This is a genomic window from Ancylobacter dichloromethanicus (assembly GCF_018390645.1).
GTDB classification, from domain to species: Bacteria; Pseudomonadota; Alphaproteobacteria; order Rhizobiales; family Xanthobacteraceae; genus Ancylobacter; species Ancylobacter dichloromethanicus.
In genome coordinates, this window is record NZ_JAHBGC010000020.1 from 232,869 (window position 1) to 246,686 (window position 13,818).

Annotated in this window: 11 protein-coding genes (1 of these 11 cut by a window edge); 6 read left to right on the forward strand and 5 right to left on the reverse strand. The window is 70.0% G+C overall.

Annotated elements, in window-relative coordinates; all coding sequences use genetic code 11:
• Positions 1 to 325, reverse strand: the beginning of a protein-coding gene (locus KHC23_RS09780; RefSeq protein WP_425514564.1) for an apolipoprotein A-IV repeat region-like domain-containing protein. Its footprint begins 5,333 nt before the window's first position; only the first 325 of its 5,658 coding nucleotides appear in the window; the start codon lies at positions 323 to 325; the stop codon falls past the left edge of the window.
• A 485-nt stretch (positions 326 to 810) separates the two neighbouring features.
• On the opposite strand from KHC23_RS09780, the gene KHC23_RS09785 reads away from it, so the two are divergent.
• Positions 811 to 1,131 (forward strand): 2Fe-2S iron-sulfur cluster-binding protein, encoded by a 321-nt coding sequence (locus KHC23_RS09785; RefSeq protein ID WP_213371946.1) that lies wholly within the window; start codon positions 811 to 813, stop codon positions 1,129 to 1,131.
• On the opposite strand, the gene KHC23_RS09790 is transcribed toward KHC23_RS09785, so the two are convergent.
• The 3 genes from KHC23_RS09790 to KHC23_RS09800 are packed head-to-tail and all read right to left on the reverse strand — an operon-like array spanning position 1,122 to position 4,223.
• Positions 1,122 to 2,183: a YcjF family protein gene (locus KHC23_RS09790; RefSeq protein ID WP_213371948.1), complete on the reverse strand. Its 1,062-nt coding sequence runs from the start codon at positions 2,181 to 2,183 to the stop codon at positions 1,122 to 1,124. The genes KHC23_RS09785 and KHC23_RS09790 overlap by 10 nt on opposite strands.
• A gap of 19 nt (positions 2,184 to 2,202) precedes the next feature.
• Positions 2,203 to 3,666, reverse strand: a complete 1,464-nt coding sequence (locus KHC23_RS09795; RefSeq protein ID WP_213371950.1) for a YcjX family GTP-binding protein — start codon at positions 3,664 to 3,666, stop codon at positions 2,203 to 2,205.
• Between the two features lie 2 nt (positions 3,667 to 3,668).
• Positions 3,669 to 4,223 (reverse strand): SixA phosphatase family protein, encoded by a 555-nt coding sequence (locus KHC23_RS09800; protein WP_213371952.1) that lies wholly within the window; start codon positions 4,221 to 4,223, stop codon positions 3,669 to 3,671.
• Between the two features lie 177 nt (positions 4,224 to 4,400).
• On the opposite strand from KHC23_RS09800, the gene KHC23_RS09805 reads away from it, so the two are divergent.
• On the forward strand, positions 4,401 to 5,267 hold the full coding sequence (locus KHC23_RS09805) for a MipA/OmpV family protein (protein ID WP_213371954.1): 867 nt from the start codon (positions 4,401 to 4,403) through the stop codon (positions 5,265 to 5,267).
• 221 nt (positions 5,268 to 5,488) lie between these two features.
• Positions 5,489 to 5,905 (forward strand): RNA polymerase-binding protein DksA, encoded by a 417-nt coding sequence (dksA, locus tag KHC23_RS09810; RefSeq protein ID WP_213371956.1) that lies wholly within the window; start codon positions 5,489 to 5,491, stop codon positions 5,903 to 5,905.
• Positions 5,906 to 6,141: 236 nt separating this feature from the next.
• Here the strand turns inward: dksA and KHC23_RS09815 are convergent, their stop codons facing one another.
• Entirely contained in the window at positions 6,142 to 7,446 is a 1,305-nt protein-coding gene (locus KHC23_RS09815; RefSeq protein WP_213371958.1) for a flagellar biosynthetic protein FliO, read from the reverse strand.
• Positions 7,447 to 7,743: 297 nt separating this feature from the next.
• Between KHC23_RS09815 and cckA the strand changes: the two genes are divergently transcribed.
• From cckA to KHC23_RS09830, 3 genes are all read left to right on the forward strand, one after another.
• Positions 7,744 to 10,272: a cell cycle histidine kinase CckA gene (gene cckA / locus KHC23_RS09820; RefSeq protein WP_213371960.1), complete on the forward strand. Its 2,529-nt coding sequence runs from the start codon at positions 7,744 to 7,746 to the stop codon at positions 10,270 to 10,272.
• Positions 10,273 to 10,303: 31 nt separating this feature from the next.
• Positions 10,304 to 11,947 (forward strand): glucose-6-phosphate isomerase, encoded by a 1,644-nt coding sequence (gene pgi / locus KHC23_RS09825; RefSeq protein WP_213371962.1) that lies wholly within the window; start codon positions 10,304 to 10,306, stop codon positions 11,945 to 11,947.
• Positions 11,948 to 12,080: 133 nt separating this feature from the next.
• Positions 12,081 to 13,709, forward strand: a complete 1,629-nt coding sequence (locus KHC23_RS09830; RefSeq protein WP_213371963.1) for an alpha-D-glucose phosphate-specific phosphoglucomutase — start codon at positions 12,081 to 12,083, stop codon at positions 13,707 to 13,709.
• Positions 13,710 to 13,818: the final 109 nt, after the last annotated feature.

The window sequence follows — 13,818 nt, forward strand, 5'->3', positions numbered from 1 at the left end:
GCGGCGGCCGCGCCGGCGCCAAGCGCCGCCGTGTCCAGCCCGGGCTGCTGATCGGCCGAGAAATCGAAATTGGGCTCGTTCGCGCGGTCGAAATCGTCGGTGGCGGCGAGTTCGTCGTCGGAAAGGGTAAATTCGTCCTCGCCGAGCGAGGTCTCGAATTCCGGCGGCGCGGCGTTGTCGCCGAACAGGTCGATGTCGTCGAAGAAGCGCGAGGAACCGGACCCCTCTTCCGCGCCGGCGCGCGTCTCGATGCGCGGGCCTTCCGGCTCGCGGGCGGGTGGAAGCTCGAAGTCGTCCTGCGCCTCCGACGGGTCGGACCCGTCATCGGCCGGGAGGTCGAGAGTCAGCGCCTCCTCGATGGCCGACAGGGCGGCCTCGGCGGGGTCCTGCTGAATCTTCTTCGTGTTCGTCGACATCGGCGCCTGCCTCCGGTCCGTACGCTACTCCGACCGGCTTGCGCCGTCGGGCCGGGGTTTTGCGGAGTTGTGGTATTCCCGTCGGCGGCAGAAACGCCGCGCTTGACGAGAGGAACACCAGTTCCCCGCAGCTTTATCTTACGCTCTTGACCATGAAGAATGGAACGGGGGTGAAGCCGGTGATTTGAGTTATCGTTAACGGCCTGTTTACCATGCTCCGAAACCTCTCATTCACGCTCTCCGAAAAAACCCGCAGCGGCGAGCCCGGCCTGCGAATCGGGTGTGTCGGGAACAAACCCGCCGGCGCCGCGCGACCGGCTGGCATTCGCCGTCTCCGGCAGCTATCTAGGGCGGGCCTTCCTGTAGCCATTCGAAATCGCAGAAGCCCTGCCCCATGCCCAAAATCATCTTCATCGATGCCGCCGGCACCGAGCGCGCCGTGGACGCCCAGGTCGGCTCCACCGTGATGGAAGCGGCGATCCGCAACGGCGTGCCGGGAATCGACGCCGAATGCGGCGGCGCCTGCGCCTGTGCCACCTGCCACGTCTATGTGGACGAAGCATGGCAGGCCGCCACCGGCGAGCCCGGCCCCATGGAGGAGGACATGCTCGACTTCGCCTCCGACGTGCAGCCGAACTCCCGCCTGTCCTGCCAGATCAAGGTGTCGGACGCGCTTGACGGGCTGGTGGTGCGCACGCCCGAACATCAGGGCTGAACGGCGCCCGGGGGCGGGTGCGGCGCGTCCGTCGGCCTGTCCTTGGCCTCGTCCCGGCTGATGAGGCCGGAGGCGACGTTGCTCAGCGCCGGCGCCGGCAGCGCCGCGAAGGGCAGCGGGCGCGTCACCTCGATGGCGGCGATGCCAAGCCGGGCGGTGAGCAGGCCGTTGACCACGCCTTCGCCCAGCCGCGCCGAGAGCTTGGCGGCGATGCCGTGGCCGACCACCTGCTGGACCAGCGAATCACCCGCCGCCATGCCGCCGGTGACGGCGAGATGGGCGACCACCTGCCGGAACAGCCGCATCATGCCGAGCGCGCCGGGGCGGCCGCCATAGAGCAGGGCGAGCTGGCGCACCAGGCCGATCGCGGTCAGCAGGACGAAGATGAGGTCCACCGCCGCGCGCGGCGAGACCGCAGTGACCACCGAGACCCGCTTGGCGGCGTTCGAGACCAGCCGGGTCGCCTCGGCGTCGAGCGGGCCCATGAGCTGACGCTCGGTCAGCCGGATGAGGTCGGCGCCGTCGATGATCGCCCCGAGATGGCCGGACAGTTCGGTGCGGGCGCGGAACAGGCGCGGCGAGGTGGCGGCGATGGCGAGCAGTTCCGACGTCACCGATTCGGCGAGGCGCCGGTCATCCTTCGCCAGCGCCTCGGCCGCCTGCTCGCGCAGATGGTTCAGCGTGCGCAGCCGCATCAGCCCGAACGCCTCGCGGCCGATGATGACGAGGCCCGCCAGCACCAGCAGGGCGGCGAAGCCGAGCCCGGCATAGCCGAGCCAGTCGGCGCGGGCGAACAGGTCCTCGATCAGCCGGGTGACCGCGAGCCCGATGCCGAGGCTGACCAGCCCGCCCAGCCCGGTCCAGAACAGCTTGCCCCAGCGCGAGCTTTTCGGCGGCGGCAGCGGAAGCGGGGCGATCTCCTCTACCGCTTCCGCCGGGGAGGGGGTGACGACGACGGCGCCGCGCGGGGCCGTACGGCCATCCTCGGCGAGGACGACGCCGGGATCGTCGAGACGGAAGGCCTGCGGGCGGCGAGGGGTTCGGTCGCTCATGATCCTGTTTCAGCCGGTTCTATTTCAGCCGGTCGCCGAGGAGGAATTCCAGCGCGCGATCGAGACGTATATGGGGCAGCGGCAGGGCGAGGCCGTCGGCGTTGCGCGCGACCTCGGGCGGGCGGAAGCGCAGGAAGCGGAAATCCCCGCCCGCCGCGTCCGACAGGCCGTTGAAGCCGTGGGCGGGGTCGAACAGGGCGGACGGGTTCTCCGGGAGGTCGCCGGGGAAGACGGCGGCCTCGGCCAGCCCGTCGAAATCGTCGGCGCCGTGCTGGCCGGCTTCCGGCACGCCGACAATCGCCGGCAGATGCGCCCGCCCGCGCTTCACCATCGCCTCGCGGGTCGCCCGCACGGCGGCGATCGCCACCACGTCGATATCGGCGCCCGCGCCTTCCGCCCGCGCCAGCGCCCGCTCCACCAGCCGGCGCAGGATCGCCTCCAGCGGGTCGTGGCTGGTGTGGTGCAGGTGGTCGGCCTTGGTGGCGGCGAACAGCACCTTGCCGATGCGGAGGCGGAACAGCGCCGACAGCCACGAGTTCCGGCCGATGCGGAAGGCGGCGAGGATGCCGTCCAGCGCCGATTCGAGGTCGGCCAGCGCCGCCGGGCCGGCGTTGAGCGCCGAGAGCACGTCGATCAGCACGATCTGCCGGTCGAGGCGGGCGAAATGATCGCGGAAGAACGGGCGGACGATGCGCTCCTTATAGGCTTCGAAGCGTCGCGCCATCATGGCGTGCAGCGAGCCGGCCGACGCTTCCGCCGCCTCGGCAAGGTTCAGCGGGGCGAAGGTGAGGGCGGGCGAGCCTTCGAGATCGCCCGGCATGAGGAAGCGGCCGGGCGGCAGCAGGCTCATCGACACCGTCTCGGAGCGGCAGGCGGCGAGATAGTCGGTGAACAGGGCAGCCAGCGCGCGCGCCTCGGTCTCGTCGGCGGGCCGGCGCGGGTCGGCCGCCTCCAGCGCGGCGAGGAACGGGCCGGCCAGCGGGCGCCGGGCGGGCGCGCGGGCGAGCGCCAGGCTGCTGGCGCTGAAGTCGGCAAAGGATTGATCCAGCAGCGGCAAATCGAGCAGCCACTCGCCGGGATAGTCGACGATGTCGAGGGTGAGGGTGCGCCGGCCGCCGCGCGCGGGCGCGTAATCTATGGCGAGGCGCAGCTCGCTGATGCGCCGGGTCGATTCCGGCCAGCGCCGGGCATCGACCAGCGTCGCCAGATGGCCCTCATAATCGAAGCGCGGCACGCCGTCGTCCGGCTGCGGCTCCAGCCGCGCCGTGGCGATCCGCCCCTCATGCATGGCCTGGAAGACCGGGAGGCGGCCGCCGCGCATCAGGGCGTGAATCAGCGCCGTGGTGAACACGGTCTTGCCCGCCCGCGACAGGCCGGTGATGCCGAGCCGGAGCGTCGGGCTCGTCAACTCCTCGGCGCGGTCGAGAAGGGTCTGCGCCGTCAGACGGGCCTCGTCCAGCAGCCACTCGAAGCGGGAGGGCACGGCTATTCCTTCTCCTTCTGGGCGCCGGGTTCCTTCTGGACGCCGGTTTCCTTCTGGACGCCAAGCGCGCGAGGGGTGACGAACCGCTCCAGCGTGCCGATGCCGGGCGCGATCTCGCTCCAGTCGGCCACCGGCACGTCGATGACCGCCAGCGCGGCGGTGGGAAATTTCGGCAGTACCTTGGCGCGCTGCTCGCGCCGCAGCAGCAGGGCGGTGAAATCTTCCATGCCGGGATTGTGCCCGACCAGCATCAGCGGCGAGGTGTCGCCCTGGGCCTGGACGAGACGCATCAGATTGGCGGCCGGCGCCTCATAGATGCTGCGCTCATAGGCCGGGAGCGGATGGGGCGGCCAGCCCTTGGTGACGATCTCCCAGGTCTCGATGGTGCGGCGGGCGGGGGAGACGAAGATCCGTGCCGGGAGCAAATTCTCCTGCGCCATATAGGCGCCGATAGCAGCGGCGGCGCGCAGGCCGCGCCCGGCGAGGGGCCGGTCGATGTCGGCGACGCCTTCCGGCCAGGCGGACTTGGCGTGACGGAGCAGGATGAGGCGCAGCATGATGTCCATTCGAAAGGGTGGAAGGGCGCAGCGAACATATAGGCACGCGCGCGCCGGGTGCGAGCACCCGTGCCGCCCGGCACCAAATGATTGACGCGCATTAAGTGACTTTTCGGCAACCACTTGGATGCTAGGCTGCTGTAATGAATACGCTGCTGGTTTCACAGGATGGTTGCAATGCGGTCAGTCGGCTTCGCTGGTGTGATGGTTGTCGCGGGGACGATCGGTCTGTCGGGCTCGCTCGCCCAGGCCGCCGACATGGCCTATAAGGGCGACCCGACCTACGCCAAGGCGGAGGCGACCGATCGTCAGTGGACGCTGACCGTCGGCGGCTATGTGATGGCGCAGCCGGTATGGGCGGGTTCGGACGATTACGAGTTCGGCTTCAAGCCGATCATCAGCATCACCCGCGCCGACCAGTTGAGCCGCTTCAACAGCTTCAACGACAATCCCAGCCTCGCGCTGTGGGACACCGGCACCTTCGAGGCCGGTATCGTCGGCAAGATCGACTGGAAGCGCGATTCGTCCAGTTCCAACGCGCTGCGCGGCATGTCGGACATCGACTATGCCGTCGAGGTCGGCGGCTATGCCCAGTGGTTCCCGGTGGACTGGCTGCGCCTGCGCGGCGAACTGCGCTACGGCTTCGGCGGGTTCGATGGCGTTGTGGCGGACCTCGCGGTCGACGCGATCCATTTCAGCCCGGAACTGTGGGGCGTCACCCTCTCGGCTGGTCCGCGCATGACGCTGGCCAGCTCGGGCTACATCGACACCTATTATGGAATCACCCCGGGCGAGGCGGCCTTCGCCCAGGCGCTGGGCAATCCGCTGACGCCTTACCAGGCCGGCGGCGGCATCTATTCGGTCGGCTTCGGCGGCCAGGTGGTGAAGCGCTTCACCGAAAACATCACCGGCTCGGTGTTCGCCGAATACAAATATCTGATGGACGATGCCGCCGACAGCCCGCTCGTTGTGCAGAACGGCGACCGCAACCAGTTCCAGACCGGCGTGTCGCTCTCCTACACCTTCTTCCTCGGCTTCGAATAGTCCCGTGGAATTTGGGCTCCCGCGCACCGGCCGCGGTCGGCGCGCCCTGTCCTCCGCCTCGGTGCAAATCGTCCGCCCTGCCTCGTTTCGGCGCGCAAGCTGCTGAAAAATCCGGCATTTTGTGTCAGCCGCATGACGCTGTGAGGTGTTGTGTGGCGCGAAGCGTGGCGATATAAGCTGCGCCCGATCAGGGGTGCCCCCGAACACGAGGACGAAGGCCGATGTCGGTTGAGATCGACCAAGAGTATCGCCCCCGCGAGGACGAGCCTTTCATGAACGAGCGGCAGCGGGAGTATTTCCGCCTGAAGCTGCTGCAGTGGAAGGACGACATCCTGCGCGAGGCGAAAGAGACGCTGCAGCACCTTCAGGACGAGAATCAGAATCACCCGGATATTGCCGACCGGGCCTCTTCCGAGACCGATCGCGCGATCGAGCTTCGGGCCCGCGACCGGCAGCGCAAGCTGATCGCCAAGATCGACGCCGCGCTCGACCGGATCGACGACGGTTCCTACGGCTATTGCGAGGAAACCGGCGAACCGATCTCGCTCAAGCGGCTCGAAGCCCGCCCGATCGCCACGCTGTCGATCGAGGCGCAGGAGCGCCACGAACGGCGCGAGCGGGTCTATCGCGACGATTAGGGGCCTTTCCGATCGGGTGAATGAACCGGTCGGACGGGAGAGTGTTCCGGTCGCGGCGATCGGGAGCGTGTCCCGCGAGGGGGGATCAACCCTCGCGGAGAAGGCGCCTGGGGCGCCTCCGCCGGACGGGTTCGGCGGCCGGACGCCAGGCGACAGATCCCGTACCATGCAAAAAGGGCGGCCCGCGGAACGGGTCGCCCTTTTTGCATGGTGCCCGTGACCGGGGGCTGCGCGCTTCAGGGACGGCGCGAGCGCCCCAGCAGATTGGCCATTTCTTCCTCGAACGGGTCGCCGGGATTGGCGCCGCGCGGCTCGGCGATGTCGATCTCGGGCGCCGGGGCCTCGGTGGCCCGAATTTGCGGCGCAAAGATATCGAGCGCGCGGCTCTCGGGGGTCGAGGCCTCGGCGGGGCGAGACTCGGCGGGGCGGACCTCAGAAGGACGGGCCTCGGCGGGACGGGCTTCCGTCGGGCGCGGGTCGGGGCGAATCTCGGGGGCAGATACGTCGGAGGCGCGCGCCTCCGGGCGCGGCTCGGGCCGCTCGATCGCGGGCACGAAGGCCGGCGTCGCGACCTTCGGCGCCGCAGCGGCCGGTGTGACGATGGCGGGCGCCGGGCCGGCGGCGGGGAAGGCCGGGCGCGGCTCATCGACCTTGCGGCTTTCGGGCGCGCGCGGCGGCGCCGTGCGCCGCGCCGGTTCGCCGTCGGGCGCGGCCGGGCGACGCAGCGCCTCCTCAAGCTGGTCCGCCATGTCGGCGAACAGCGGATCGACCTTCACCGTCACCCGCGCGCCGACTTCCGCCTCGGCGGGGGGCTCGATGATCGGCTCCGCGCGCTGGGCCACCGGGGGAGGAGCGGGCGGCGTCCGCGCCGTGATGTCGGGTTCCAAAGGCCGGACGTCGACCGGCCGTCGCGGCAGGGGCGGGACCGGCGGAGCCGATGACAGGGGAGCCGATGGCACGGGAGCTGGCGTCATCGGAACCGGCTCCAGCGCGATGTCGCGCGCGGGACCGCGTGAAAAGGTGGCCGGGCGCGGTTCGACCGGCGCGCGGGCCTCCGGCGGCAGCGGAATCGGGCGCGGCGGACGGGGAGCCGGTGCGGGAGCCTCGCGCGCGGCGCGGGTGGGCTCGCGGGCCGGGGACGGTTCGGCCGTACGGAAATCGCTCGCCCGGTGAACCTCCGGCACCGGCACCGGCGCCGGCTCGGGTGGGCGCGCCGCGTCGCCGGCGCGGGCCGGTGCGTGCGGGTGCAGCGGCTCGCGGGCGTGCACCGCGCCGATGCCGCTCTCCACCAGGAAATCGCTGCCGCCGCCGAGCACAACGAGATGCTGCACCTCGTCGCGCTGGATCAGCACGAGGCGGCGGGTCTCGTCGATCTGCACCTGATCGATGACCGCCAGCCTGTGGCCGGCGACAAGGCCGTGGCTGCGGTTGCGGCGCGCCCGGCGCCCGATCCACACTACGATCGCCGCCAGCACGACAAGGCCGACTAACGCCAGGATAGGCACGGCCAACGACCCCGAATCGGACAGTACATCCAGCATGAGCCCTATCTCCCCGAAACGCCGGCCGGCGGCGCGAGGCCTGCGCGAGGCCGATTATAGTGCGCTCTTTGTGTCGCGGAAGGGCGCGCCCGGCAAGCCCCGCCCGGAATTCGGACCGGCAGCGGGCGGCGGCGCCGGTATGCCGTGACGGCGCGTGCGGCCTGGGCGGCGCCACGGGCGCGGATAAGCCGAATCGGGCCTTGCTCCCGGGGTGCGGGTCGGGCACCAAGAAGGACAGGTTGAATCGCCTCGCTGCGCGGCGTCGGTGGCGGCGGTCGGGAGGCATCTGGCTTGGACATGGCGGACGGCGGACGCGACGATCCCACGATCGACCGAACCGAGATCGGCGGAAGCATCCGGCTGGTGCTGCTGGTGGCGCTGGCGCTCGTGGGCGCGGTGGTCTCGCTGCTGCTGCTCGGGCGCGACCGCGCCGACCCGTGGATCATCGGCCTGCTGACGGTGCTCGCCGTGGTCGGCGTCTTCGCCCTGTTCGCCTATGCCGCCGGCCTGCTGCGCTTCGGCGCGCCGGATCTGCGCGACGAACTGGCCCGCCGCATCGTCGACAGCGCCCCGGAGGGGGTGAGCATCGTCGACACGCTGGGCCGGGTGCTCTACGCCAACCCGCGCTATTGCGAGATCACCGGCGCCGCCTCGCCGCAGGAGGCGCGGCCGGTGGAGCGCCTGTTCACCAGCGACCCCGATGCTTCCGAGGCGGTCTACCGTCTCGCGCAGGGGGTGCGCGAGGGGCGGGCCTCGAACGAGGAGGTGCGCCTCGCCGGCCCCGGCCAGCCGGTGCGCTGGCTGCGGCTCGGCGCCCGCCACGCCGCCGCGTCCGCCAAGGGGGTGCGCACCACCGTGTGGACGGTGAGCGACCTCACGCGCGAGCGCGAACGGCAGGAAAGCGCCTTCCTCGAACTGCAGCACGCCATCGACTATCTCGACCACGCGCCGGCCGGCTTCTTCTCGGCGGCGGGCGGCGCCATCCACTACATCAACGCGACGCTGGTCGACTGGCTCGGCTACGATCTGGCCGAATTCGGCCCGGGCGGCCTCACCGTCGGCGACATCGTGCCCGGCCCGGCCGCGGCGCTGCTGACCGGCATGGCGCCGCTGCCCGGCGGGGTGCGCACCGAGGTGCTCGACCTCGACCTGCGGCGCAAGAACGGCCAGCCCTTGCCGGTTCGCCTCTGGCACCGGGTCGCCTTTGCCTCCGACGGCACGCCGGGCGCCTCGCGCACCCTCGTCGTCAACCGCTCGCGCGAGGACAATGCCGCCGATCCGGCCCGCGCGGCCGAGGTGCGTTTCGCGCGCTTCTTCCACAATTCGCCGATCGCCATCGCCGAGGTCGACGCGGAAGGGCGCGTGGTGCGCGCCAACGCCATGTTCGCCCGGCTGTTCGGCGGCCGCGAGGACGAGCGCCGGCGCATTGTCGACCTGGTCTCCGAGGCGGCGCGCAGCGCGGTCGAACTGGCGCTGGCCGCCGCCGTGCACGGGCAGGCGCCGGCGGCGCCGGTCGACATCGTGCTGGAGCGCGAGGGTGGGCGCTCGGCGCGGTTTTACTTCGCCTCGGTCGAGGACGGTGTCGCCGCACGCGAGGCGGCGATCGTCTATGTGATCGAGACCACCGAGCAGCGTGCGCTGGAAGCGCAGTTCGCCCAGTCGCAGAAGATGCAGGCGGTCGGCCAGCTCGCCGGCGGCGTGGCGCATGATTTCAACAACGTGCTGACCGCCATCATCGGCTATTCGGACCTGCTGCTGGCCAATGCGCGCCCGACCGACCCGTCCTTCCAGGACGTGATGCAGATCAAGCAGAACGCCAACCGCGCCGCCGGGCTGGTGCGCCAGTTGCTCGCCTTCTCGCGCCGCCAGACACTGCGCCCGCAGGTGCTGCGGCTCGGCGACGTGATGAGCGACCTCACGATGCTGCTGCGCCGCCTGCTGGGCGAGACCATCAAGCTGGAGGTCAAGGAGGAGCGCGACCTCTGGCCGGTGAAGGCGGACCTCAACCAGTTCGAGCAGGTGATCGTCAATCTCGCCGTCAACGCCCGCGACGCCATGCCGGCGGGCGGCACGCTCACCATCCGCACCGCCAATGTCAGCGCGGCGCAGAGCGCGGCCTATGTCGAGGCGGGACTGCCCGAGGCCGACCATGTGCTGGTCGAGGTGGCCGACACCGGCACCGGCATTCCGCCGGCGATTCTCGACAAGATATTCGAGCCGTTCTTCTCCACCAAGGAGGTCGGCAAGGGCACCGGCCTCGGGCTTTCCACCGTCTACGGCATCGTCAAGCAGACCGGCGGCACGCTGCAGGTGGACAGCGAGATGGGGCAGGGCTCGGTGTTCCGTGTGTTCCTGCCGCGCCATGTGCCGGATGCGGCGGAGCCGGCTCCGCGCGCGCCGGAGCCGGAGGTGCCGCCCAAGGCCACCGATCTCACCGGCCGCGGCACGCTGCTGCTGGTGGAGGACGAGGAGGCGGTGCGCGCCTTCGCCGCCCGGGCGTTGGTCTCGCGCGGCTACCAGGTGCTGGAGGCCGGTTCGGGCGTCGAGGCGCTGGAGGTGATGGCCGAGCACCCCGGCGAGGTCGACCTGATCCTTTCCGACGTGGTGATGCCGGAAATGGACGGCCCGACCCTGCTGAAGGAGTTGCGCGGCACCCATCCCGACATCAAGGTGATATTCATGTCGGGTTATGCCGAGGAGGCCTTCGCCAAGAACCTGCCGGAGGGCGCGAATTTCGGCTTCCTGCCGAAGCCGTTCACGCTCAAGCAGCTGATCGAGGCGGTGAAGGCAAGCATGGGCCGGGGCGAGCCCGGCCGAACCGAGTAATGTCCCGCGAGGGGACCGTCTGGAGGATGAGATGAGCGCAGCGACCGAGGACGTCTTCAAGGCTCTGGCCGCCGACCGTGCTTCGCGCGCCGACGAGAAGGTGGCGAGCCTGTTCGCCGCCGATCCCGACCGATTCGGCAGCTTTTCCGCCTCCTTCGAGGACATGCTGCTCGATTTCTCCAAATGCGCGCTCACCGCGAACACGCTCGGCCTGCTGTTCGACCTCGTCCGCGCCGCCGGCGTCGAGGCCAAGCGCGCAGCGATGTTCGAGGGCGTGCACATCAACCTCACCGAGGACCGCGCCGTGCTGCACACGGCGCTGCGCGATCCTGGCGACACGCCGCTGACCGTCGACGGGCAGGATGTGCGCGCCGATGTCGCCTCCGTGCTCGCCGCCATGGCGAGCTTCGCCGAGGGCATCCGCTCCGGCGCGCTGAAGGGCTGGACCGGCAAGCCGATCACCGACGTGGTGAATATCGGCATTGGCGGCTCGGACCTCGGCCCGGTCATGGCGACCATCGCGCTGACGCCCTATCACGACGGGCCGCGCGCGCATTACGTCTCCAATGTCGACGGCGCCCATCTCTACGACACGGTGAAGGATCTCGACCCGGCGTCGACCCTGTTCATCGTCGCCTCCAAGACCTTCACCACCCAGGAGACGATGTCGAACGCCGCCAGCGCCCGGCACTGGATCGTCGAGGCGCTGGGCGAGTCGGCGGTGGCCAACCATTTCGCCGCCGTCTCCACCGCGCTCGACAAGGTCGCCGCCTTCGGCATCGCGCCGGACCGGGTGTTCGGCTTCTGGGACTGGGTCGGCGGCCGCTATTCGGTGTGGTCGGCGATCGGCCTGCCGGTGATGATCGCGGTCGGCGAGGCCAATTTCCGCCGCTTCCTCGCCGGCGGCCACGCGATGGACACGCATTTCCGTACCGCGCCGCTGGAGAAGAACCTTCCCGTTCTGCTCGCCCTGGTCGGCATCTGGCACCGCGACGTGTGCGGCTACGCCACCCGGGCGGTCATTCCCTATGACCAGCACCTGGCGCGGCTGCCGGCCTATTTCCAGCAGCTCGACATGGAGAGCAACGGCAAGCATGTGACGCTCGACGGCAAGCCGGTGGCGCACGACACCGGGCCGGTGGTGTGGGGCGAGCCGGGCACCAACGGGCAGCATGCGTTCTTCCAGCTCATCCATCAGGGCACCAGCCCGATCCCGGTGGAGTTCCTGATCGCCGCCCGGGGCCATGCGGAGGAGAGCGAGCCGGGGCTCAAGCGCCAGCACGCCATGCTGATCGCCAACTGCCTCGCCCAGTCCGAGGCGCTGATGCGCGGGCGCACGCTGGAGGAGGCGAAGGCGCAGCTTCTCGCCGCCGGCCGCGACGAGGCCGCCGCCACCAGGATCGCCCCGCACCGCGTCTTCACCGGCAGCCGCCCTTCGGTGACCATCGCCTACGAGACGCTCGATCCCTACACGCTCGGGCGCATCATCGCGCTGTACGAGCACCGGGTGTTCGTCGAGGGGGCGATCTGGAACATCAACAGCTTCGACCAGTGGGGCGTGGAACTCGGCAAGGAACTCGCCAACACGCTGCTGCCGGCGGTGGAAAGCGGCGTGGCGCCCGACAGCGTCTCGACCTCGGCGGCCGGGCTGCTGAATCATCTGGTGAAGAAGTAGTCTCGCGCGTCGTCCCGGCTCAGGCGCGCCCTGGCGCCGGGATTGCCCGCCAGCGGGCCCGCGGCCCCGGACCGGCCCGCGGCCGGCCGGGATGACATTCCAGGCAGTTCGGGCCAAGTAGTTCGGGGGAATCATGATCCGCGTCGTCGCCACCACGCCGTTCGAGGGCCAGAAGCCGGGCACGTCGGGCCTGCGCAAGAAGGTCCAGGTCTTCCAGCAGCCGCACTACATCGAGAACTTCGTCCAGGCGTTGTTCGACAGTCTCGACGCCTTCGAGGGCGAGACCCTCGTGATCGGCGGCGACGGGCGCTACTACAACCGCGAGGCGATCCAGACCGTCATCAAGATGGCGGCGGCGGCCGGCTTCGGCCGGCTGCTGGTGGGCAAGGGCGGTATCCTCTCCACGCCGGCCGCCTCCTGCGTCATCCGCAAGCATGAGGCGTTCGGCGGCATCGTGCTTTCCGCCAGCCACAATCCGGGCGGCGAGCACGGCGATTTCGGCATCAAGTACAATATCGGCAATGGCGGCCCGGCGCCCGAGCACGTTACCGACGCGATCTTCGAGCGCAGCAGGACGATTCGCGAATACCGCATCGTCGACGCCGACGAGGTCGACCTCGACACGCTCGGCATCACCAGGGTCGGCGACATGGTGGTCGATGTCATCGACCCGGTCGAGGACTACGCCGAGCTGATGGGCGCGCTGTTCGACTTCGACGCCATCCGCGACCTGTTCGCCTCCGGCTTCACCATGCGCTTCGACGCGATGAGCGCGGTGACCGGCCCCTATGCCACCGCCATTCTCGAAGAGACGCTGGGCGCGCGGCCCGGCACGGTGATGCATGGCGCGCCGCTGCCGGATTTCGGCGGGCACCATCCCGACCCGAACCTCGTCCATGCCAAGGAACTCTACGACCTGCTGATGTCGGAGGACGGGCCCGACCTTGGCGCCGCCTCGGATGGCGACGGCGACCGCAACATGATCGTCGGGCGCGGGCGCTTCGTGACGCCCTCGGATTCGCTCGCCATCATCGCCGCCAATGCGAAGCTGGCGCCGGGCTACAAGGACGGCATCGTGGGTATCGCCCGCTCCATGCCGACCAGCGGCGCCGCCGACCGGGTGGCGGCCCAGCTCGGCGTCAAATGCTACGAGACCCCGACCGGGTGGAAGTTCTTCGGCAATCTGCTCGATGCCGGCCTCGCCACCGTGTGCGGCGAGGAGAGCTTCGGCACCGGCTCCAACCATGTGCGCGAGAAGGACGGGCTGTGGGCCGTGCTGATGTGGCTCAACATCCTCGCCGCACGCCGCCAGAGCGTGGCGGAGATCGTCGCCGAGCACTGGGCGAGCTTCGGGCGCAACTACTACACACGGCACGACTATGAAGAGGTCGAAAGCGCCGCCGCCGATGCGCTGGTGGCGAATCTGCGCGAGCAACTCGCCAGCCTGCCGGGCACCGTCATCAACGGTCTGACGGTGGAGAAGGCGGACGATTTCGCCTATCACGATCCGGTCGACGGCTCGGTGACGACCAAACAGGGTGTCCGCGTGTTCTTCGCCGACGGGTCGCGCATCGTCTACCGCCTGTCCGGCACCGGCACGGCGGGGGCGACGCTGCGCATCTATCTGGAACGCTACGAGCCCGATCCGGCCCGCCACGACCTCGACACCCAGGACGCGCTCGCCGACCTGATCGAGATCGCCCGCACGCTGCCCGATATCGAGGGGCGCACCGGGCGTCGCGCGCCGACGGTCATCACCTGAGGATCGCCAGAGCGCGCGCCAAGGCAAACGTTCTAGAGCCCGTCCGGTGAGCCGGTTTGCCGGACGGGCGCTAGGTGTTTGTTCTGCGCATTTTCTTCACGTGGCCCGG

Coding starts and splice junctions, on each gene's coding strand:
- KHC23_RS09785 (WP_213371946.1), top strand. CDS start 811: ATGCCCAAAATCATCTTCATCGATGCCGCCGGCACCGAGCGCGCCGTG.
- KHC23_RS09790 (WP_213371948.1), bottom strand. CDS start 2,183: ATGAGCGACCGAACCCCTCGCCGCCCGCAGGCCTTCCGTCTCGACGAT.
- KHC23_RS09800 (WP_213371952.1), bottom strand. CDS start 4,223: ATGCTGCGCCTCATCCTGCTCCGTCACGCCAAGTCCGCCTGGCCGGAA.
- KHC23_RS09805 (WP_213371954.1), top strand. CDS start 4,401: ATGCGGTCAGTCGGCTTCGCTGGTGTGATGGTTGTCGCGGGGACGATC.
- dksA (WP_213371956.1), top strand. CDS start 5,489: ATGTCGGTTGAGATCGACCAAGAGTATCGCCCCCGCGAGGACGAGCCT.
- KHC23_RS09815 (WP_213371958.1), bottom strand. CDS start 7,446: ATGCTGGATGTACTGTCCGATTCGGGGTCGTTGGCCGTGCCTATCCTG.
- cckA (WP_213371960.1), top strand. CDS start 7,744: ATGGCGGACGGCGGACGCGACGATCCCACGATCGACCGAACCGAGATC.
- pgi (WP_213371962.1), top strand. CDS start 10,304: ATGAGCGCAGCGACCGAGGACGTCTTCAAGGCTCTGGCCGCCGACCGT.
- KHC23_RS09830 (WP_213371963.1), top strand. CDS start 12,081: ATGATCCGCGTCGTCGCCACCACGCCGTTCGAGGGCCAGAAGCCGGGC.